The sequence below is a fragment of the Afipia massiliensis genome, from assembly GCF_001006325.2.
In the GTDB taxonomy this organism is placed as follows: domain Bacteria; phylum Pseudomonadota; class Alphaproteobacteria; order Rhizobiales; family Xanthobacteraceae; genus Afipia; species Afipia massiliensis_A.
Window position 1 is genome coordinate 807,501 of the sequence record NZ_LBIA02000001.1, and the last position, 20,191, is coordinate 827,691.

General features: G+C 61.4%; 13 protein-coding genes, 2 tRNA genes, 2 rRNA genes and 1 riboswitch (1 of these 18 running past the window's edge). Of the genes, 7 read left to right on the forward strand and 10 right to left on the reverse strand.

The window, feature by feature from the left end; genetic code table 11:
* From YH63_RS03690 to YH63_RS03705, 4 genes are all read right to left on the reverse strand, one after another.
* A 23S ribosomal RNA gene (locus YH63_RS03690) occupies window positions 1–116 on the reverse strand (it extends 2,704 nt beyond the left edge of the window).
* Window positions 117–614: 498 nt separating this feature from the next.
* Window positions 615–690, reverse strand: a tRNA-Ala gene (locus YH63_RS03695).
* Window positions 691–788: 98 nt separating this feature from the next.
* A tRNA-Ile gene (locus YH63_RS03700) sits at window positions 789–865 on the reverse strand.
* A gap of 223 nt (window positions 866–1,088) precedes the next feature.
* Window positions 1,089–2,577 (reverse strand): 16S ribosomal RNA (locus YH63_RS03705).
* The 16S and 23S rRNA genes sit together here with 2 tRNA genes alongside, the layout of an rRNA operon.
* A 1,118-nt stretch (window positions 2,578–3,695) precedes the next feature.
* Here YH63_RS03705 and YH63_RS03710 point away from each other — a divergent pair.
* Both YH63_RS03710 and YH63_RS03715 read left to right on the forward strand, forming a co-directional pair.
* A complete protein-coding gene (locus YH63_RS03710; RefSeq protein WP_046828775.1) occupies window positions 3,696–5,726 on the forward strand; it encodes a LysM peptidoglycan-binding domain-containing M23 family metallopeptidase in 2,031 nt (676 codons plus the stop codon).
* A 168-nt stretch (window positions 5,727–5,894) separates the two neighbouring features.
* Complete coding sequence (locus YH63_RS03715; protein WP_046828774.1) at window positions 5,895–7,529, forward strand: Vgb family protein; 1,635 nt, start codon at window positions 5,895–5,897, stop codon at window positions 7,527–7,529.
* 168 nt (window positions 7,530–7,697) lie between these two features.
* On the opposite strand, the gene clpB is transcribed toward YH63_RS03715, so the two are convergent.
* The gene (gene clpB, locus YH63_RS03720; protein WP_046828773.1) at window positions 7,698–10,337 is read right to left on the reverse strand and encodes an ATP-dependent chaperone ClpB; all 2,640 of its coding nucleotides are present in this window, start codon (window positions 10,335–10,337) and stop codon (window positions 7,698–7,700) included.
* Between the two features lie 218 nt (window positions 10,338–10,555).
* On the opposite strand from clpB, the gene YH63_RS03725 reads away from it, so the two are divergent.
* Window positions 10,556–11,338: an MOSC domain-containing protein gene (locus YH63_RS03725; protein WP_046828772.1), complete on the forward strand. Its 783-nt coding sequence runs from the start codon at window positions 10,556–10,558 to the stop codon at window positions 11,336–11,338.
* Window positions 11,339–11,349: 11 nt separating this feature from the next.
* Here YH63_RS03725 and YH63_RS03730 read toward each other — a convergent pair whose 3' ends face one another.
* The 3 genes from YH63_RS03730 to metX form a co-directional block, all read right to left on the reverse strand.
* A complete protein-coding gene (locus YH63_RS03730; RefSeq protein WP_046828771.1) occupies window positions 11,350–11,961 on the reverse strand; it encodes a TIGR02594 family protein in 612 nt (203 codons plus the stop codon).
* A gap of 187 nt (window positions 11,962–12,148) precedes the next feature.
* Window positions 12,149–12,808, reverse strand: a complete 660-nt coding sequence (gene metW, locus YH63_RS03735) for a methionine biosynthesis protein MetW (RefSeq protein WP_046828770.1) — start codon at window positions 12,806–12,808, stop codon at window positions 12,149–12,151.
* A 10-nt stretch (window positions 12,809–12,818) separates the two neighbouring features.
* Window positions 12,819–14,018: a homoserine O-acetyltransferase MetX gene (gene metX, locus YH63_RS03740; RefSeq protein ID WP_046828769.1), complete on the reverse strand. Its 1,200-nt coding sequence runs from the start codon at window positions 14,016–14,018 to the stop codon at window positions 12,819–12,821.
* Between the two features lie 88 nt (window positions 14,019–14,106).
* A riboswitch (SAM riboswitch) is annotated at window positions 14,107–14,186 on the reverse strand.
* Between the two features lie 205 nt (window positions 14,187–14,391).
* On the opposite strand from metX, the gene YH63_RS03745 reads away from it, so the two are divergent.
* The 3 genes from YH63_RS03745 to YH63_RS03755 are packed head-to-tail and all read left to right on the forward strand — an operon-like array spanning window position 14,392 to window position 17,293.
* Window positions 14,392–15,231 (forward strand): chorismate mutase, encoded by an 840-nt coding sequence (locus tag YH63_RS03745; protein ID WP_046828768.1) that lies wholly within the window; start codon window positions 14,392–14,394, stop codon window positions 15,229–15,231.
* Between the two features lie 23 nt (window positions 15,232–15,254).
* Window positions 15,255–16,349, forward strand: coding sequence for a histidinol-phosphate transaminase (gene hisC, locus YH63_RS03750; RefSeq protein WP_046828767.1), 1,095 nt, complete (start codon window positions 15,255–15,257; stop codon window positions 16,347–16,349).
* The gene (locus YH63_RS03755) at window positions 16,346–17,293 is read left to right on the forward strand and encodes a prephenate/arogenate dehydrogenase family protein (protein WP_046828766.1); all 948 of its coding nucleotides are present in this window, start codon (window positions 16,346–16,348) and stop codon (window positions 17,291–17,293) included. The genes hisC and YH63_RS03755 overlap by 4 nt, the downstream gene beginning before the upstream one ends.
* A gap of 197 nt (window positions 17,294–17,490) precedes the next feature.
* Here YH63_RS03755 and YH63_RS03760 read toward each other — a convergent pair whose 3' ends face one another.
* Window positions 17,491–18,618, reverse strand: a complete 1,128-nt coding sequence (locus YH63_RS03760) for a DUF2125 domain-containing protein (protein WP_046828765.1) — start codon at window positions 18,616–18,618, stop codon at window positions 17,491–17,493.
* Between the two features lie 192 nt (window positions 18,619–18,810).
* On the opposite strand from YH63_RS03760, the gene YH63_RS03765 reads away from it, so the two are divergent.
* On the forward strand, window positions 18,811–19,395 hold the full coding sequence (locus YH63_RS03765) for a gamma-glutamylcyclotransferase (RefSeq protein WP_046828764.1): 585 nt from the start codon (window positions 18,811–18,813) through the stop codon (window positions 19,393–19,395).
* An 11-nt stretch (window positions 19,396–19,406) separates the two neighbouring features.
* On the opposite strand, the gene YH63_RS03770 is transcribed toward YH63_RS03765, so the two are convergent.
* Window positions 19,407–20,183 (reverse strand): lysophospholipid acyltransferase family protein, encoded by a 777-nt coding sequence (locus YH63_RS03770; RefSeq protein ID WP_046828763.1) that lies wholly within the window; start codon window positions 20,181–20,183, stop codon window positions 19,407–19,409.
* Window positions 20,184–20,191: the final 8 nt, after the last annotated feature.

The window sequence follows — 20,191 nt, forward strand, 5'->3', positions numbered from 1 at the left end:
GGAAATCTGTGGATCAAAGCTCCTTCGCAGCTCCCCACAGCTTATCGCAGCGTAGCACGTCCTTCATCGCCTCTCATCGCCAAGGCATCCACCGAACACCCTTAAGGCACTTGATTGCTCTCATTATCAATATCCACACACTCGGCAGAATGTTGAACTGCACACTTACTGAAGACCCGAAAGTCATCAGCGCGCCCCCTCGATAGAGGCTGCGTGCAGCTGGATATGATTAGAAAGACCAGCTTGCTTCGTAAGATCGAACCGATAGTGAGGCGGTCAAGCTTCACTAATAAAGACGCTGTCACACAAGGTAACAACACTGGCCGTCTTGCGACAGCCAATGCCACCCGAACCATCTTGCGATGCTTCAGAATGAGCGGCCAGGAGATAATGCAAGAATCCGCAACGCATATCTTGCGATATGCTTCGCGATCCAAGCTCGGATCGATCTCCTCTTTACGATGTCAGAAATCCCGCAGGCAGCGTTCTGGTGAGAACATCTGCATGCGAATTGATATATCGCGGACAATAAAACAGGCGCCACCCGTATGGGGCACACTGTGAACACGCTGCACTGAGCAGTCGTCATGAACCCGTCGCTCCATCCAGACTTCTGGTGGAGGCAGACGGGATCGAACCGACGACCTCATGCTTGCAAAGCACGCGCTCTCCCAGCTGAGCTATGCCCCCGTTCCAGAAGACGAATGCTCAACGCAAAAGACAGCGTCAATACAAGATGCGATGTCGTGACGTGAGCGCAGCAACCTCAATGGATAGTCGCGCATATATGGTGGGCCTGGGAAGACTTGAACTTCCGACCTCACGCTTATCAAGCGCGCGCTCTAACCAACTGAGCTACAAGCCCTAACGACGAGGAGCTCGGTCGGCGCGACGTCGCATATGCAACGTGCATCGCTCAACGCCGCCCCTGGCGCGTGTTCGTCCGCGAAGAAAGAGAAACGAAGACGGCGGTGTCCCGCCAATGCAGCTCAGCGATTGATCCAATCACTGGCCACTGATGTTTCTAAAACGATCCGATAGCTGCCCAAATCTTTGAAGACTTTGGCAAGCTGAAGGACCATCCTTAGAAAGGAGGTGATCCAGCCGCAGGTTCCCCTACGGCTACCTTGTTACGACTTCACCCCAGTCGCTGACCCTACCGTGGTCAGCTGCCTCCCTTGCGGGTTAGCGCACTGCCTTCAGGTAGAACCAACTCCCATGGTGTGACGGGCGGTGTGTACAAGGCCCGGGAACGTATTCACCGTGGCATGCTGATCCACGATTACTAGCGATTCCAACTTCATGGGCTCGAGTTGCAGAGCCCAATCCGAACTGAGACGGCTTTTTGAGATTTGCGAAGGGTTGCCCCTTAGCGTCCCATTGTCACCGCCATTGTAGCACGTGTGTAGCCCAGCCCGTAAGGGCCATGAGGACTTGACGTCATCCCCACCTTCCTCGCGGCTTATCACCGGCAGTCTCCTTAGAGTGCTCAACTAAATGGTAGCAACTAAGGACGGGGGTTGCGCTCGTTGCGGGACTTAACCCAACATCTCACGACACGAGCTGACGACAGCCATGCAGCACCTGTGCTCTATGCCCCGAAGGGAAGGTTCCATCTCTGGTACCGGTCATAGACATGTCAAGGGCTGGTAAGGTTCTGCGCGTTGCGTCGAATTAAACCACATGCTCCACCGCTTGTGCGGGCCCCCGTCAATTCCTTTGAGTTTTAATCTTGCGACCGTACTCCCCAGGCGGAATGCTTAAAGCGTTAGCTGCGCCACTGAAGAGTAAACTCCCCAACGGCTGGCATTCATCGTTTACGGCGTGGACTACCAGGGTATCTAATCCTGTTTGCTCCCCACGCTTTCGTGCCTCAGCGTCAGTATCGGGCCAGTGAGCCGCCTTCGCCACTGGTGTTCTTGCGAATATCTACGAATTTCACCTCTACACTCGCAGTTCCACTCACCTCTCCCGAACTCAAGATCCTCAGTATCAAAGGCAGTTCTGGAGTTGAGCTCCAGGATTTCACCTCTGACTTAAAGACCCGCCTACGCACCCTTTACGCCCAGTGATTCCGAGCAACGCTAGCCCCCTTCGTATTACCGCGGCTGCTGGCACGAAGTTAGCCGGGGCTTATTCTTGCGGTACCGTCATTATCTTCCCGCACAAAAGAGCTTTACAACCCTAGGGCCTTCATCACTCACGCGGCATGGCTGGATCAGGCTTTCGCCCATTGTCCAATATTCCCCACTGCTGCCTCCCGTAGGAGTTTGGGCCGTGTCTCAGTCCCAATGTGGCTGATCATCCTCTCAGACCAGCTACTGATCGTCGCCTTGGTGAGCCATTACCTCACCAACTAGCTAATCAGACGCGGGCCGATCTTTCGGCGATAAATCTTTCCCCGTAAGGGCTTATCCGGTATTAGCTGAAGTTTCCCTCAGTTGTTCCGAACCAAAAGGTACGTTCCCACGCGTTACTCACCCGTCTGCCGCTGACGTATTGCTACGCCCGCTCGACTTGCATGTGTTAAGCCTGCCGCCAGCGTTCGCTCTGAGCCAGGATCAAACTCTCAAGTTGGACTTGAACTTTGAACCGGCTGATCACATCGTTTTGACGAGGTCCCACCATTTTTGGTCAACCGAAGCTGACCGCCGTCCGTGATTCACATCACTGACAGCGATGGTGTAACCTTATAAAACGTGTACCGCCGAAGTCTTTCGTCCGGTCCCAACCCTTTGAAAGCCGAAGCTTTCTCGTGATCGAGACCCGCAAGGACTCCGCCGTCCACGTTTCTCTTTCTTCATCTTTACTTGTCAAACAACCCGACGCCGAAGCGTCGCCCTCCCCGTAAGGGAGGAAATCTCGTTCTGATCTTCCAAAGTGAAGGTCATCAGGCGGCACCCCGTAGGATGCCAGCGCCCCGAAGGGAGCGAACCAGTAGACCCTCCCGAAGAAGGAAGCAATCTCTTTTTTCAGATTATCCGGCGATTTTTTCTTTCGAAGAAATCAGCGAACCTTCCTGAAGAAGAAGATTTGCCAAGCATCTATTCCTAGACCACCCGGCAACCTTACCTCGAAAGCAAATTCTCAACCGACATATATCGGTTGATGTTTCACTCTTCAAGGTGAGGAGCTTGTGAGACACAGACAACCGCCCGGGCCGTTGGGCCCCGGCGCCGCCGCGCTCAGTGGCCGTCTTATAGGGCAGGCTTTCGAAGGTTGTCAACGCCCTTGTCAAAAATCCGTCGCACTGCACCGAAGAAATTTTGCAACGCAAAGAAGCCCCCGTTTTATCGGGCCTTCACGCCGTACTAGAGCCACATTCCTGCGACGTTCTGCACAGGAAACATGCCCTGGCCGGGCGAATAGAAGTATAGTTTCGGCCGGCCGGTTCGAAGATTCGGAGATGATGTAGGATTGTCGCCGAACTTTGGATGAAGCTTGGGATCGAATAATCATCCTGGGGATCGAAAACATCGAAGAGTTGCACCGCATCGACGTTCGGCAGGTCTCGCCAGTACTTTGGCGTACGGCGAATATCGGTGACGGAAAGACAACCAGGCGCTTGTGGCTCGATTGGCAACCCACCCGGGGCGCCATGAGCTGGACGAAGGCACACTGGCAGTTCGTTGAGTGGCGTTTCGTTTGAGTGCTGAGATCTGAGAGACTAAGACAAGACTTGGGGGACGGCAGTTTTGAACCACGGGACGTCACGCGGGGGACACTATGGGCGTGCCGGGATCATCGATCTCGGTCATGAGCCCCCGCTATCCGTCGACGGGTCGGAAGCCGCGGTCATCGACCGCCGCCGTGTCTCCGTGCAGTGGTTCAGCGGAACGATTCTCACTGGTCTGTGCGGCGCGGCTCTGATCGGCGGCGCCGTTTTTGCGTCGCTCGACGGCGAAATGACCTTTGCCAAGGTCCCCGAACGGGTCGAAGGCGCGCTGCGCGGCGCGTTTGGCGCCAATGACAAGGGTGCCGTTGCCCGCAAGAGTGATCGCCTGCCGCCGCCGAGCGACTCGGCAGCCGCTCGCCAGGTCATTCGCGTTTCCACCGTTGCCCGCGCCGGCACCCGCGACGTCATGAAGGTGCGCCCGTTCGTTCGTATCGCGGGCAACCTGTCGCTGACGACCAGCGATCTCTCTGCGAAAGTCCCAGCCTTCAATGCCCAGCGCATGCTGACCGATGTCGGCACTGCGGCGCCCGCGGACGGCGACGATTCGCAGAATCCCAACGCCGCCGAGCCGGATGCCGAAGTCTCGTTTGTGACGCGCGACCTCGCCTCGGTGCTGCCTCGCGCCAAGATCGCAGCCAACGTCGCCATCGACGAGGTGCTGCTGCGGGTGCGCGATGCATCGAACTGGCGCGGCAACAGCGCCGTGAAATATGCGTCCAGCAACCCGGCCGATCTCAAGATGGCCTATGCCGCGGAAGGCACGCCCGATCCGTATGCCGGCTTCGAGGCCCGCGTGGTGCCGGAAAACGTCACCCTGCTGCCGAAGACCAAGGAACAGATCACCGGCGGCAACCCTTCGAGCGAACGCATTCACATCGTCAAGAAGGGCGAAACCGTCCAGACCATCCTGCGTGAAATGGGAGCCAGCCCCGGCGAAGCGCTGGCGATCGCCAATAATCTCGGCGCGCGCGGCCGCGACGGCGGCCTGAAGGAAGGCCAGAAGCTGCGCATCATGATGGCCGGCACCGGTCCGGGACTTCAGCGTCAGCAGCCGGTCCGCGTCATCGTCGCCAACGAAACCACCATCGAAGCAGTCGCCGCCCTGTCGGATCTCGGCAAATACGTCGCCGTCGACGTCCAGAGTTTCAACAGCGTGACGGAAACCGCCAATGCCAGCGACGACGACGATGAGGATGACGGCACCGGTGTGCGGCTCTATCAGAGCATCTACGAGACCGCGATGCGCAACAAGGTCCCGGCCACCGTCATCGAGGACATGATCCGCATCTACTCCTACGACGTCGACTTCCAGCGCAAGGTGCAGGCCGGCGACTCGTTCGAAGTGTTCTTCGCCGGCGAAGACGAAGCTCCGGTCAACACTGAAAAGACCGAAGTGCTGTATGCCGCCCTCACCGTCGGCGGCGAAACCAAGAAATACTACCGCTTCCAGGCGCCCGACGATTCGATCGTCGATTACTATGACGAGACCGGAAAGAGCGCGAAAAAATTCCTGGTCCGCAAACCCGTCAACAACGCGATCATGCGCTCCGGCTTCGGCGGCCGCCGTCACCCGATCCTCGGCTATACCAAGATGCACACCGGCGTGGACTGGGCCGCGCCCTACGGCACGCCGATCTTCGCATCGGGCAACGGCACCGTCGAGAAAGCCGGCTGGGAAGGCGGATACGGCAAATATATCCGCGTCAAGCATCCCAACGGATATGAAACCGCCTATGGCCACATGACCGCTTTCGCCAAGGGCATGGAGCCCGGCAAGCGCGTGCGGCAGGGCCAGGTGATCGGCTTCGTGGGGTCGACCGGCCTGTCCACCGGCGCGCATCTCCATTACGAAATTCTGGTCAACGGCCGCTTCGTCGATCCGATGCGTATCAAGCTGCCGCGCGGACGTTCGCTCGATGGTCCGATGCTGGCTAGCTTTGAGACCGAACGCGACCGGCTCGATGGCCTGATAAACACCCGTCCGGGCAACACTCGTCCGCAGCCGCAGGCCGCCAAGGGCCAGAAGACGGCGCACGCCAACGACCGCTGATTTCACGGCGATTAAGTTTCACAACAAATTTCTCGATGTTTAAAACAGCACCCCGCGCTGCGCAGTTGATGTCGCGTGCGTTGCAATGTCGGTTTCCGTTGCCAAGCAACGCGCTCCGACAAATACTCCCCGCATAAAAATCATACGTAAACGCCGGGAGATTTGGTCATGAGACATCGGTTCGTCGTGTGCACGACAATTGCCGCCGCGCTCGCGGTTGGCGCCGCCACCGCAGCCTTCGCGCAAACCTATGAGGTGACGAAGCTGGTGCCAGGTTCGGCATTCCATGGCGTGCATGGGCTCGGCATCGACAAGAGCGGGCGGCTGTTCGCGGGCAGCGTCGCGGGTGCCGCGCTTTACGAAGTCGACCGTAACGCCGGCACGGCAAAGATTTCTATCTCCACCGCAGACGGCGGCATGGCGGACGACATCGCCTTTGCGCCCGACGGCACCATGGCGTGGACCGGATTCCTCACCGGCGATCTCTACGCCCGCAAGGGCGACGGCCCTATCAAGAAACTCGCGTCCGGCCTGCCCGGAATCAATTCGCTGGCGTTCCGCAAGGACGGCCGGCTCTACGCCACGCAGGTGTTCCTCGGCGACGCGCTTTACGAAATCGACATTGAGGGCGCGAAACCTCCGCGCAAGATCATGGAGAAAATGGGCGGCCTGAACGGATTCGAATTCGGACCCGACGACAGGCTCTACGGACCGCTCTGGTTCAAAGGCCAGGTCGTGAAAGTCGATGTCGACAAGGGCGAACTCGCCGTCGTCGCTGAAGGCTTCAAGGTTCCGGCCGCGGTGAACTTCGATTCCAAGGGCAATCTCTGGGTGGTGGACACCGCACTCGGCCAGCTCGTGAAGGTCGATCCGAAGACCGGCACGAAGAAGGTCACCGCCCAGCTCAAGCCTGCGCTCGACAATCTCGCCATCGACGGCAACGACCGCATCTTCGTGTCCAACATGGCCGATAACGGCATTCAGGAGGTCGATCCCGAAACCGGCGCCGCGAAGCAGGTCATCATCGGGCAACTCTCGCTGCCCGGCGGCATCGGCGTCGTGAGCGACAACGGCAAGGACACGGTCTACGTCGCCGACGTTTTTGCCTATCGCACCGTTGACGGCTCGACCGGCAAGGTCAGCGAACCGGCGCGGATGCATGCCGACGGCGTCACGCTCGAATACCCGATGAGCGCGACGGCGAAGGACGATTTCGTTCTGCTGTCGAGCTGGTTCACCGGCACCGTGCAACTGATCGACCGCAAAACCGGCAAGACCGTGGAAATGCTCCACGGCTTCACAGCCCCGCACGACGCGGTCCGTCTCGGCGACGGCAGCATTCTGGTCAACGAACTCGGCACGAAGTCGCTGGTGCGCGCCAGCGGCGAGCACGGCAAGGACCGCAAGACAATCGCCAGCGATCTCGCGGGTCCGGTTGGCCTTGTCGCTGCGAACGACAACACCGCCTATGTGACGGAAGCGTTTGCGGGGCTGGTGTCGAAGATCGATGTCGCGAGCGGCGCGAAAACCGTCGTCGCCAAGGACCTGAAAGGTCCGGAAGGCATCGCGCTGGCGCCGGACGGCAAGTTGATCGTCGCGGAGGTCGGCGCCAAGCGCGTGATCTCGATCGATCCGCAGACCGGCACGATCACCGAACTCGCCGGCAACCTGCCGATCGGGCTCGCGGGGGCGGCGGGAACATTGCCGACGAATATTCCAACCGGCGTCGGCGTCGGCGCATCAGGAACGATCTATGTGTCGTCCGACATCGAAAACGCGATCTACACACTGAAGAAAAAATAATCGGCGCAGGTCTCATCCGCAGTTCTTCCCTCTCCCCTTGTGGGAGAGGGTGGCGAAGGTGAGCGAGCCGAGCCGGGTGAGGGGGTAAACTCAGCGAGTTTCCAAACCCCTCACCCGCCCTCGCTTTGCTCGGGCACCCTCTCCCACTAGGGGAGAGGGTAAGAGAGTTTAGTTCATCTTGCTCTTCGGCACCGGCGGCGCCTCGGCATCAATCTTGGCAAGCTGACCGTTGAAGGTCAGGCCGCCATCGCCTGCCGAAACCGCAACGGTTTCGCCGTCATGGACACGGCCAGCCAGAATCATCTCCGCCAGCGGGTCCTGCACCGCGCGCTGGATCGCACGCTTCAGGGGCCGCGCGCCGTAAGCCGGATCCCAGCCCTTTGCAGCCAGCCAGTCGCGCGCCTTGTCATCCAGCGTCAGCGTGATCTTGCGATCCGCCAGAAGCTTCGACAGCCGCTGCATCTGGATATCGACGATGCGGCCCATCTCGGTACGCTGCAGCCGGTGGAACAGGATGATCTCATCGACGCGGTTGAGGAATTCCGGACGGAAGCTCGACCGCACGATGGCCATGACCTGATCGCGCACGGCAGCCGTGTCCTCGCCCTCAGCCTGACTCACCAGATATTCGGAGCCAAGGTTCGAGGTCATGATGATCAGCGTGTTGCGGAAATCGACGGTGCGGCCCTGACCGTCGGTCAGGCGGCCGTCGTCCAGCACCTGCAGCAGCACGTTGAACACATCGGGATGCGCCTTTTCGATCTCGTCGAACAGCACGACCTGATATGGACGACGCCGCACCGCCTCGGTGAGCGCGCCGCCCTCGTCATAGCCGACATAGCCCGGAGGCGCGCCGATCAGCCGCGCGACCGAATGCTTCTCCATGTATTCGGACATGTCCATGCGCACCAAAGCGGTCTCGTCGTCGAACAGATATTCGGCGAGCGCCTTGGTCAGCTCTGTCTTGCCTACACCGGTGGGGCCGAGGAACATGAACGAGCCAATCGGACGGTTGGGATCCTGCAATCCGGCGCGTGAACGCCGCACCGCGGTGGACACCGCCGTCACCGCTTCGGCCTGCCCGATCACGCGCTGCGCAAGCTGCAGCTCCATCTTGAGCAGCTTCTCGCGTTCGCCCTCGAGCATCTTGTCGACCGGAATGCCGGTCCAGCGCGACACCACCTGCGCGACGTGGCTTGCCGTCACCGCTTCCTCGAGCACGACATTGCCGGCCTTCTCGCTCTCTTCGAGCGCCTTCAGCCGTTTTTCGAGATCGGGAATGCGGCCATAGGCCAGCTCGCCCGCCTTCTGGAATTCGCCGCGCCGCTGAGCATCGGCCAGCTCCTGACGCGCCTGCTCCAGTTCGCTTTTGACCTTCTGGGCATCGGACAGCTTGTCGCGTTCCGACTGCCACTTCGCAGTCAGCGCGTCGCCCTTCTCTTCGAGCTCGACAAGTTCCTTCTCCAGCCGCTGCAGGCGATCCTTTGAGGCCGAGTCGGTTTCCTTCCTCAGCGCCTCCTGCTCGATCTTCAGCCGCACGATCTCGCGATCGATGTTGTCGAGCTCTTCCGGCTTGGAATCGATCTGCATCTTCAGCCGCGCCGCGGCTTCGTCGATCAGGTCGATGGCCTTGTCGGGCAGAAAGCGGTCGGTGATGTAACGGTTCGACAGCGTCGCCGCAGCCACGATCGCGGAGTCCGTGATGCGGACACCGTGATGCAGCTCGTACTTCTCTTTCAGGCCGCGCAGGATCGACACCGCGTCCTCGACGCTGGGCTCGCTGACGAACACCGGCTGGAAGCGGCGGGCCAATGCCGCATCCTTTTCGACATGCTTGCGGTATTCATCGAGCGTGGTCGCGCCGATGCAATGCAGTTCGCCGCGCGCCAGAGCGGGCTTGAGCAGGTTCGACGCATCCATCGCGCCGTCGGCCTTGCCCGCGCCGACCAGCGTGTGCATCTCGTCGATGAACAGGATGATCTGACCATCGGAACCGGTGACCTCGGAGAGCACGGCCTTCAGCCGCTCCTCGAACTCGCCGCGATACTTCGCGCCGGCAATCAACGCGCCGAGATCGAGCGACAGGACCATCTTGTCCTTGAGGCTCTCGGGCACATCGCCGTTGATGATGCGCAGCGCGAGACCCTCGACGATGGCGGTCTTGCCGACACCGGGCTCGCCGATCAGCACCGGGTTGTTCTTGGTGCGACGTGACAACACTTGAATCGTGCGGCGGATTTCCTCGTCGCGGCCGATCACCGGATCGAGCTTGCCGTCACGCGCGGCCTGAGTCAGGTCGCGGGCATATTTCTTTAGCGCGTCATAGGCGTTCTCCGCCGACGCGCTGTCGGCAGTACGGCCCTTGCGCAGCGCATTGATGGCGGCGTTGAGATTTTGCGGCGTGACGCCGCCCTTCGCGAGTAGGGTGCCCGCCTCGCTGTCCTTGTCGAGCGCCAGCGCCAGCGCCAGCAACAGCCGCTCCACGGTGACGAAACTGTCGCCGGCCTTGTCGGCGGCCTGCTCGGCGGCATCGAAGGCGCGCGCGGTCGCCGGGGCCAGATACACCTGCCCTGCGCCCCCACCGGACACCTTCGGCATCTTGCCCAGCGCATCCTCGGTAGCTTTCAGGATCGCGCGCGAATTCCCGCCCGAGCGATCGATCAGGCCGCCGGCCAGACCTTCGCTGTCGTCGAGCAACACTTTCAGGATGTGCAGGGGCGTGAATTGCTGATGGCCCTCACGCACGGCCAACGTCTGCGCCGACTGGATGAATCCCTTCACGCGGTCGGTGTATTTCTCAATGTTCATTCGGTTTCCCTCAGCCTGCCCTTCCGCCCCGAAGGCACGGAATTAGCATCTTCAATGGGTTTCCGCCCTCCCGCACCGATGCTCGGCTGGAGGCGGAGATGTCGCCAGCGCCACGGCTGGCTTGATCCTCATGTGGGAACCTAGTCCGCATTCGGAAAGAGGCCTGTCCCTCGAAATCGCCGGGTAGCGCGGGACAAAATCATGCCTTAGAAAACCACATGCACGGAACCCCCGCAGTCACCGTTAACGGTATCTATCGCTATCCCGTCAAAGGCCTGTCACCGGAAGCGCTCCCGAGCGTCACCCTGCGTGAGGGCCAGACGCTGCCGGCCGACCGGCGCTACGCCATCGAGAACGGCCCGAGCGGTTTCGATCCGGCCGATCCGAAGTATTTTCCGAAAAACCGTTTTCTGATGCTGATGCGCAATGAACGTCTCGCGGGACTTCAGACCCGGTATGACGACGCCAGCCACATCCTGGCCATCCACGCCAACGGCGCAGAGGCCGTGCGCGGCGATCTCGAAACGCCGGAGGGCCGCGCCGCCATCGAGACTTTTTTCACGGAGAATTTTGCGCCCGAGCTAAAGGGTCCGCCGAAGCTCCTCGCGGCTCCCGGCCACAGCTTCTCCGATGTCGCCGCCAAGGTCGTGTCGATCATCAATCTGGCCAGCGTCGCCGCCATTGAAACCGTCGTCGGACAGCCGGTTCATCCGCTGCGCTTTCGCGGCAATCTCTATGTCAGCGGCTGGCCGGCCTGGCACGAGTTCGATCTGCTCGGGAAAGAACTGAGAATCGGCAGCGTGCGGCTGAAAGTGATCAAGCGGATCGTGCGCTGCGCCGCCGTCAATGTCGATCCGGTGACCGCCGAACGCGACATGAATATCCCGCAGGCATTGATGCAGACATTCGATCACGCCGATTGCGGCGTCTATGCCGAGGTGATCACCGGCGGCAGCATTGCCGCCGGTGATGCAATCGCGACTCTTGAGGAACTCGTTTGAGTTCTGCGCCGTCAGCTTGACGGCATGACGTAGGCGTAGATACGCCCGCGCGAAAAGCTCGCCTCGGCAACACGGCGGCCGTAGTTGCCGGAGATCACGATCGGATTGCCCTTGGCGTCGATGCCGCTGACGACTCCGACATGGCCGCCGCGGCGGCCGCGTGACATGACGGCGATGGCGCCGACCTGCGGGCCGGAAATGCGCTGGCCGTAGCTCGCGAACGAACGCGCCATGTCCGAACCCGTGCCTTTGTGCCCGGATTTCTCGAGAACCATGTTCATGAAGCGCGCGCACCACAGACTGGCTCGGCTTGTGGGATTCCCGCTGCCGATATAACGCCGCGCTTCGGCGACAAGGTTCGATCCGCCGAAACCACCGAAGCCCTGCGAGGTCGAATTTTCGACCGGCGCCGCTTTGACAGAACGGCCGCGCCGCGCGTGATGACGAGTGCGGTGGCCATAATGCTTTTTGGCGTGATGCTTGGAATGGTGGGCGTGATAGTGCCGGCTTGCGCCGTGATGTGGCCTCGCCGAAGCCGGTGTCGCCATTGCGACGATTGCCACCGAACACAGCGCCAGCGCGGCGCCTCGAAGTGGCAGGCGAAATTTACGCGATACAGTCATCCAATAGTCCCCGTGACACCCCTGTGCCCCATCGTTCGCACGCGAACGACATACTGCAGTGCACAAAACGGGTCGATGTGACGAGAACAAGACGCGACAAGGCGCGCGCGGAGTCATTTCGCGGCGATAACGGGAAGATTTCGTGGCGAGAATGCGAACATACACGGCCACATTGGAGCCGTGAATATTAATCGCGGCGCGTGAGCAGAAACACGCCCTGCTCGCCGAACATGTTCCAGAACCACCACGGCGCATTGAGCCGCAGCGGCCGGCCATAGAGATCGAGTGCGACGGCGCGCTCCATCTTGACGTTGATCTCGTCGCAGAGCTGGACGAAATCCTTGATGGTGCAGAAATGGATATTCGGTGTGTCGTACCACGTCGCCGGCAGGTTGTCGGTGCGCGGCATCTGGCCCTTCACAAGCAACTGGAGGCGCATTTTCCAGTGGCCGAAATTCGGAAACGACACGATGGCGCTGCGCCCGATGCGCAGCAGGTTCTCCAGCACCACGCGTGGCTGGCGCGTCGCCTGCAAGGTCTGCGACAGGATCACATAGTCAAACGCGTCGTCGGGATAATTGATGAGGTCGGTGTCGGCATCGCCCTGCACCACCGCGAGCCCCTTGGCGACGCAGTGATTGACGCCCTCGCGCGACAGTTCGATGCCGCGCCCGTCGACGCCGCGCGTCTCCAGCAGGCGCAAGAGATCGCCCTCGCCGCAGCCGACATCGAGTACCCTTGAGCCGGGCTCGACCATTTGCGCGACGAGCAAGTGGTCGCCCCGATAACCGTTCTCGGTGACCGGAAGAACCGCGGTCGGTTTGAATGCCTGATCCTGAATCGTCATGCGGGCACTCCTATCTGCTCGCCGAGGTCAGGCCGTGCGCCGACGCGGCCGATTCCAGAAATGCGCGAGAGATCTCGATGAACTCGGGCACGTCGAGCAGGAACGCATCGTGTCCCCGGTCGGTCTCGATTTCCGCGAACGACACCCGCGCGCTGCCGGCATTGAGCGCATGCACGACCGCGCGCGATTCCGACGTCGGAAACAGCCAGTCGCTGGTGAACGACACCACGCAAAACCGCGTGCGCGTGCCGCGCCAGGCTTCCGCCAGCACGCCGTCATGATCGGCGGCGATGTCGAAGTAATCCATCGCGCGCGTCAGATAGAGATAGCTGTTGGCGTCGAATCGCTCGACGAACGACGAGCCCTGATGGCGCAGATAGCTTTCGACCTCGAAGTCCGCATCGAACGAGAAGGTCGGAACCTCACGATCCTGCAAACGCCGGCCGAACTTGCGATGCAAGGCGGCGTCGGACAGATACGTGATATGCGCGGCCATGCGCGCGACACCGAGCCCGCGGCGCGGATGGGCGTCGTCCTCGAAGTAGCGCCCGCCGCGCCAATCCGGATCGGCCATCACCGCCTGACGGCCCAGTTCGTGGAACGCGATGTTCTGCGCCGAATGCCGCGTGCTGCACGCCACCGCCAGCGCGGAAAACACGCGCTCGGGATAGGCCGTGGTCCACTGCAGCGCCTGCATCCCGCCCATCGATCCACCGACGACGGCGAACAGTTTCTCGATGCCGAGATGATCGAGCAGCATCGCCTGCGCCCGCACCATGTCGGGAATGGTGATGACAGGGAAATCCAGTCCCCACAGTTTGCCGGTTGCTGGATTTGTCGATGACGGACCTGTGGAGCCCATGCAGCCGCCGACCACGTTGGCGCACACGACGAAATAACGGTCAGTGTCGATCGGCTTGCCGGAGCCAACCAGCGTTTCCCACCAGCCGGGCTTGCCGGTGACCGGATGCACATTCGCGACATGCTGATCCCCGGTCAGCGCATGGCAGATCAGAATGGTGTTGGAGCGATCCGCATTGAGCTGGCCGTAGGCTTGATAGGCGATCTGGAACGGCGCGAGATCGATGCCGCAGTCCAGCCGCAGCGGCTTGTCCGCACCGAATTGCGCGACCAGCGACGACGGATGATCCGCCTCGTGCGCGCGCTCGGTGGACGCCGTATCACTCTTCAACGGTTTGACATTAACCATCTTGCTACTGGCCTCCTCAGAAGGTCGCGAGACCAACATCGGAAATCAGGCCACAAAAAACCCGGCCTGAAACGAGGTTCGGCCGGGATCACTTATGTCCCCGGCCTGTTTAGCGAGTTGTTTAACGTGGCTGCAAGCCGGCCGGCTCAAATGACCACGGAATGGCTAAGTTACTAATCACGAACGGCCTTTTCGTCAAGCTGCACCGCGAAAGCGCGGGCTGTCCCTGCCGCGGTTTGAGGCCGGAATTGCCAATGTTTTCTTTGCTTTCAGGCGCTCTCCTGCCTATCAATGCGCCCGTCACCTATCCCGTTTTCGACCAATTCCAGGCGGCCTTTGCGCCGCAAGCCGCGTTCGGACCCAAGTTGAACCGATGACCAAGCAACCGCCATCACTGCAGGACCTGCGCCGCGAAATCGATTCCATCGATGAGCAGGTGCATGGCCTCTTGATGCAGCGCGGCGACATCATAGACCGTCTCATCTCGGTGAAGAAGACGCAGGAAGTCGGCTCGGCGTTCCGGCCCGCACGCGAGGCCGACATGATGCGCCGGCTGGCGCAGCGTCATCGCGGCATCCTGCCGCTCGACACCGTCGAGAGCATCTGGCGCGTCATCATCTCGACGTTCACCTATGTGCAGTCGCCGTTCTCGGTGCATGCCGATCTGTCGGTCGGCGAATCCGCGATGCGGGATTCGGCGCGATTCCATTTCGGCTTCACCGTCCCGTTTCTCGCGCACTTCAATGCCGAGGCTGCGGTCGAAGCCGTGGCGAAATCCAAGGGCGATCTGGCGCTGATCTCGGCGATCAGCAGCCGCTCGCCCTGGTGGATCGCGCTGGAGCCAACAGCCGCGCCGAAGATCATCGCGCGGTTGCCGTTCGTCGAGCGCGCCGACCATCCGGCGGCGCTGCCGGTGTTCGTAGTCTCGCGCGTGGCGGCGGACGCAATGGTCACCGAAGTCGAGATGTGGAGCGTTCGCGTGTCCGGCTGGAGCGCGGATGTGGCGCGTGCGCTGTCGCCATTCTCCGAAATTATCGCCGTCCCCGATACGGCCTCCGATGGCGCCGCCTTGCTGATCTCGGTTCCGGGCCCGGGTGGTCTCGACAAGATCACCGCCGCGCTGGTCGCCGCCGGGGCCTCCGTGCGTTCATCGGCCCTCGTCGGGAGCCATGCGACGCGCTATACGGTGCCGCCGACCACTGCGTCCAAATAGTCTTTCTTTCGGAGTTTAAGTTGATGTCACGTCCTGTGCCGAAGCCGGGCATTCTCGATATTGCACCCTACACGCCGGGCAAAAGCGGCGCCGGGCTGACCGGCCGCGTGTTCAAGCTGTCCGCGAACGAGACCCCGCTCGGGCCGTCACCGAAAGCCATCGAAGCCTACAAGGCCGCCGCCGATCATCTGGAGGATTACCCGGAAGGCACTTCGCGTGCGTTGCGCGAAACCATCGGACGCACTTACGGCCTCGATCCCGACCGCATCATCTGCGGCGCGGGCTCGGACGAACTTCTCAATTATCTTGCCAACACCTATCTCGGTCCCGGCGACGAGGCGATCCACACCACCCACGGCTTCCTCGTCTATCCGATCGCCACCATGGCGAACGGCGCCGTCAATGTGATCGCGCCGGAGAAGAATTTCACCGCCGACGTCGATGCGATCCTGAATCTCGTGACGCCGCGCACCAAGATGGTCTGGCTGGCCAACCCGAACAATCCGACCGGGACCTATGTGCCGTTCGACGAGGTCAAGCGGCTGCGCGCCGGATTGCCGCCGCATGTGCTGCTGGTGATCGACGCGGCGTACTCCGAATACGTCTCGCGCAACGACTATGAAGCCGGCATCGAAATGGTCGCCACCCACGACAACACGGTGATGACGCGCACCTTCTCGAAGATTCACGGGCTCGCGTCGCTGCGCGTCGGCTGGATGTACGGGCCGGCCAACATCATCGATGCCGTGAACCGCATTCGTGGCCCGTTCAATGTCTCGACGGCAGCATCGGAAGCCGCGATCGCATCGCTGGAAGACCCCGAACACCAGAACCGGTCCCGCGTGCATAACGACACGTGGCGCACGTGGCTCACCGAAGAAGTCGGCAAGCTGGGACTTGAGGTGACGCCGAGCGTTGCGAATTTCATTCTGATCCACTTCCCGCAGGAAAAGGGCAAGACCGCGGAGGACGCCGACGCATTCCTCACCAAGCGCGGCCTGATCCTGCGCGCGCTGAAGAACTACAAGCTGCCGCATGCACTGCGCATGACCGTGGGCACCGAAGAAGCCAACCGTCTGGTGGTCGCCGCACTCGCCGAATTCATGGGGCAGAAGTGAACGCGCAACCGCTATTCGGGCGAATCGCGCTGATCGGCTTCGGCCTGATCGGTGGCTCGATTGCGCGTGCGGCACGCACCCAGGGGCTTGCAGGAGAGATCGTGACCACCGCGCGCTCGCCGGCGACCCGCGCGCGCGTGCAGGAACTCGGCATCGTCGATCGCGTGGTGGACACAAATGCGGACGCAGTGAAGGACGCTGACCTCGTCATACTGTCCATCCCGGTCGGCGCCTGCGGGCCGGTCGCGGAGGAAATTGCGCCGCATCTCAAACCAGGCGCAATCGTCTCCGATGTCGGCTCCGTCAAAGGCATGGTGCTGCGGGACATGGCCGCTCATCTGCCGAAGACCGTCCATTTCATTCCAGCGCATCCGGTAGCGGGCACCGAACATTCCGGTCCCGATTCAGGCTTTGCCGAACTGTTCATCAACCGCTGGTGCATCCTGACGCCGCCGCCGGACGCGGACCCGGCCGCCGTCGAGAAGCTTGCGGAATTCTGGCGCGCGCTTGGCGCCAATGTCGAAACCATGGGGGCCGACCATCATGACCTCGTGCTCGCCGTCACCAGCCATCTGCCGCATCTGATCGCCTACACCATCGTCGGGACCGCCGACGAACTGGAAGACGTGACACAGGCGGAAGTGCTGAAATTCTCCGCGGGCGGTTTCCGCGATTTCACCCGCATCGCGGCGTCCGACCCGACCATGTGGCGCGACGTGTTCCTTGCCAACAAGGATGCCGTGCTGGAGATGCTCGGCGCGTTTCAGGAAGATCTGTCGAAACTTACCCGCGCGATCCGCCGCGGCGACGGCGAAGCGCTGTTCGATCACTTCACCCGCACCCGCGCGATCCGCCGTGGCATCGTCAGTCTCGGTCAGGAAACCGCCGATCCCGACTTCGGCCGCAAGCACGCAAACCTTCCGAAGCCAGCGGACAAGGCGTAGGCCGGCTAAAAGCTCAGAAAGTCATGCGCGGGCTTGACCCGCGCATCCATCCTAAAAAACTTTTGAAAGGATGGATTGCCGGGTCAAGCCCGGCAATGACTGTTTCGTCATTGCGAGCGCAGCGAAGCAATCCAGTCATTGAAAAAGCAGGAACTGGATTGCTTCGTCGCTTCGCTCCTCGCAATGACGAGCAGAATTCAAAACAGCGGCGCGGTCTGCGCGATCCGCAAGGGACCGATAGAAATCACGCCTTCTGTGAACTTCAGCGGAAACGCCCGCGCGGGCTTGCCTTCCAGCGTCGAGGCCTGACCAAGCAGGTTGATGCCTGCAACCACACCGGCATTGGCATTCTTGCGTGCGACATTGCCTAATCCCGGAATCATCCGGTCGAGCGCGCCGATCACCTTGTTGACGTCCTGCGCGCTGACGCCGGGCGCGATGCGATCGACGGTCGATTGCGGCACGCCGTCCATCAACAGCTTGTCGATGCCGAGCTGCGACACCACCCGCTCGATCCCCGCGACCGTCATCGTCAGTTCGCCGTCGAGATACCCGGTCGGCGTGAGGGCGAGCGAACCCGCGGCAACCGCGATGGTCTCACCCTGCTGCACACGCGACTGGGTGAAATCGAGGCGGCCACCGGCGGCTTGAATTTCGCGAAAACGTTCCGGCCAGGGTTTCGGCGCGAAGTCCTTCAGGCCGCGCAACAGTGCGCGGATGTCCGCATCGAACGGCTCGACGAGAATGGGATGCAATCCCTGCAAGCTTCCCGCCGTCACCAGAAACGCCGTCTCCACCACCGGATTGTTCGACAGCGAGCCTTCCAGCAGACGCGTATGCAACTCGAGATGCTTTGCGCGCAACAAAGGCGTCTGCGCTGAACCGTTCATGCGATCGAGCGCCGGATCGTCGAACACCAGAGAGACGCGCTGCGGCGTGGGCAGACCGGAAGCGCTGGCGCGGCCCGTGGTCCAGCCCGCAACGAAGGACGGAGCCTCTCCTCTGCCCGCGACGGTCGCCGGTCCGGTGAATTCGGCGATGATCTTGGTCGGATCGTAAACCTGCGCGACGACCAGAATATCCTTCAACCGCGCAGTGAGCTGGGTCTGGTCGGCGGTCTGCGATGTCAGCGTCACCACCGGACTTTCGCAGCGAACCTCCATGCGGAACGGAAAGCCCGTAACCGAGCGGCTGGCGCACTCATAGGCGCGGCCGGATTTCGCCTCGCGCGTGCGCCATTCCTCGAATTTCTCGTCGACATGGGACGCGGCATAGAACCAGAACCCGCTCCACGCCGCGGCTGCGGCGAGGACCAGAACCGGCATTACGAAAACGGGCCAGAGGCGGCGCCGGGGAACGATGGGAGATGTCTGCATGACGGAAGCTAGATCACCGGAATCGGGCAATTGAAAGATGCACTTTTCGCGCAAATCCCTTTGAAGTCCAGAAGGTTGGACGTCCTTCGGTTGCACGTACGGAAGCAGACTGGTAGGCGTCATCTATCAGGTAACGCAATCATGGCCGCAAAAATCCTTTCAGAATCGGAGTTTCCCGAGGGCGACCTGTGGGTGTTCGGCTACGGATCGCTGATCTGGAAGCCGGGCTTCGCGTTTCTCGAACAGAAGCCGGCGCGGTTGATCGGCGAGCATCGCTCGCTCTGCATCTATTCGATGGTTCATCGCGGCACGCCGGAAAAACCCGGACTGGTGCTGGGGCTCGATCGCGGCGGAGCCTGCCAGGGCGTCGCGTTCCGGGTGGCGGCAACTGACAGAAAAGCGACCGTCGCCTATCTGCGCGAGCGCGAGCAGGTGACGGGCGTCTATCGCGAAGTGATGCGTTCGGTCTGGCTTCAGGGCGATGCCCGCCAGCGCGTCAGCGCGCTGGCCTATGTCGCCGACCGCAGCCACGATCAGTACGCGGGCCGGTTGACGATGGACGAGCAGTTACGGCTGGTGCGCCAGGGTCACGGCGCTTACGGGCCGAACGACGAATACGTCATCGCGACGGTGACCGCGCTGGAGGCACAGGGCGTTCGCGACGCCCCGCTGCATCGTCTCGCAGCGCTGCTGCATGGCGAAGCCGCCCTGCACCGTCACACCTGATCGGTTGCCACTCAGGACCGGACGGACGCGGCCACCGGCGCGGAAAAGCCGATCAATCGCACCTGCTCCTCGCGTCCCGCCTTTACCAGCCGGTCGGTCGCCTCCTCGATGGCGGCCTGCATGCGCGCGGTGAACTCCTGACGTTTGAGGCCAGGCGGGATCGGATCCAGAAACTCGATGACAAGCGTTCCGGGGTAACGCATGAAGGTCCGGCGCGGCCAGAACAATCCTGAATTCAGCGCCACAGGAATGCATGGCACGCCGGCCTCGCCATAGATCAGGCTGACGCCGCTCTTGTAGTCGGGTGGCGCACCGACAGCACGCCGCGTCCCCTCGGGAAAAATTAGGAGCTGACGGCCGCGCTGGATTTCGCGGGCCGCGCGCTTGGTGATGTCGATCAAGGTGCGTCCGCCGGCTTTGCGATTGACGCCGATCATGCCGGCCTTGCTGAGATACCAGCCGAACAACGGCAGCCAAAGCAACTCGCGCTTCAGGATGTAAAGCGGCTCGTCGAAAAATTGCAGCAGCGCGAAGGTTTCCCAGGTCGACTGATGCTTCGATGCGGCGATCAGCGGGCCTTTCGGGATTTTGTCGAGGCCGCGATATTCAACCTTGGTGTTGCAGATGATCCGCATCCACCAGATGCTCGTCTTCCCCCAGTTGGTCGCAATCCAGACGATGCCCCAGCGCGGCATTGCGTAGGTCGGAAGTCCGAGCAGCACCCAGAACGCCAGATTCAGATAGAAAACGATATTGTAGAGCAGCGACCGCAGAAATACCGAAACCATCGATGAAC

Coding starts and splice junctions, on each gene's coding strand:
- YH63_RS03715 (WP_046828774.1), top strand. CDS start 5,895: ATGAGACATCGGTTCGTCGTGTGCACGACAATTGCCGCCGCGCTCGCG.
- clpB (WP_046828773.1), bottom strand. CDS start 10,337: ATGAACATTGAGAAATACACCGACCGCGTGAAGGGATTCATCCAGTCG.
- metX (WP_046828769.1), bottom strand. CDS start 14,018: ATGGTTAATGTCAAACCGTTGAAGAGTGATACGGCGTCCACCGAGCGC.
- YH63_RS03765 (WP_046828764.1), top strand. CDS start 18,811: ATGGCCGCAAAAATCCTTTCAGAATCGGAGTTTCCCGAGGGCGACCTG.
- YH63_RS03725 (WP_046828772.1), top strand. CDS start 10,556: ATGCACGGAACCCCCGCAGTCACCGTTAACGGTATCTATCGCTATCCC.
- YH63_RS03760 (WP_046828765.1), bottom strand. CDS start 18,618: ATGCCGGTTCTGGTCCTCGCCGCAGCCGCGGCGTGGAGCGGGTTCTGG.
- YH63_RS03730 (WP_046828771.1), bottom strand. CDS start 11,961: ATGACTGTATCGCGTAAATTTCGCCTGCCACTTCGAGGCGCCGCGCTG.
- YH63_RS03745 (WP_046828768.1), top strand. CDS start 14,392: ATGACCAAGCAACCGCCATCACTGCAGGACCTGCGCCGCGAAATCGAT.
- YH63_RS03770 (WP_046828763.1), bottom strand. CDS start 20,183: ATGGTTTCGGTATTTCTGCGGTCGCTGCTCTACAATATCGTTTTCTAT.
- hisC (WP_046828767.1), top strand. CDS start 15,255: ATGTCACGTCCTGTGCCGAAGCCGGGCATTCTCGATATTGCACCCTAC.
- metW (WP_046828770.1), bottom strand. CDS start 12,808: ATGACGATTCAGGATCAGGCATTCAAACCGACCGCGGTTCTTCCGGTC.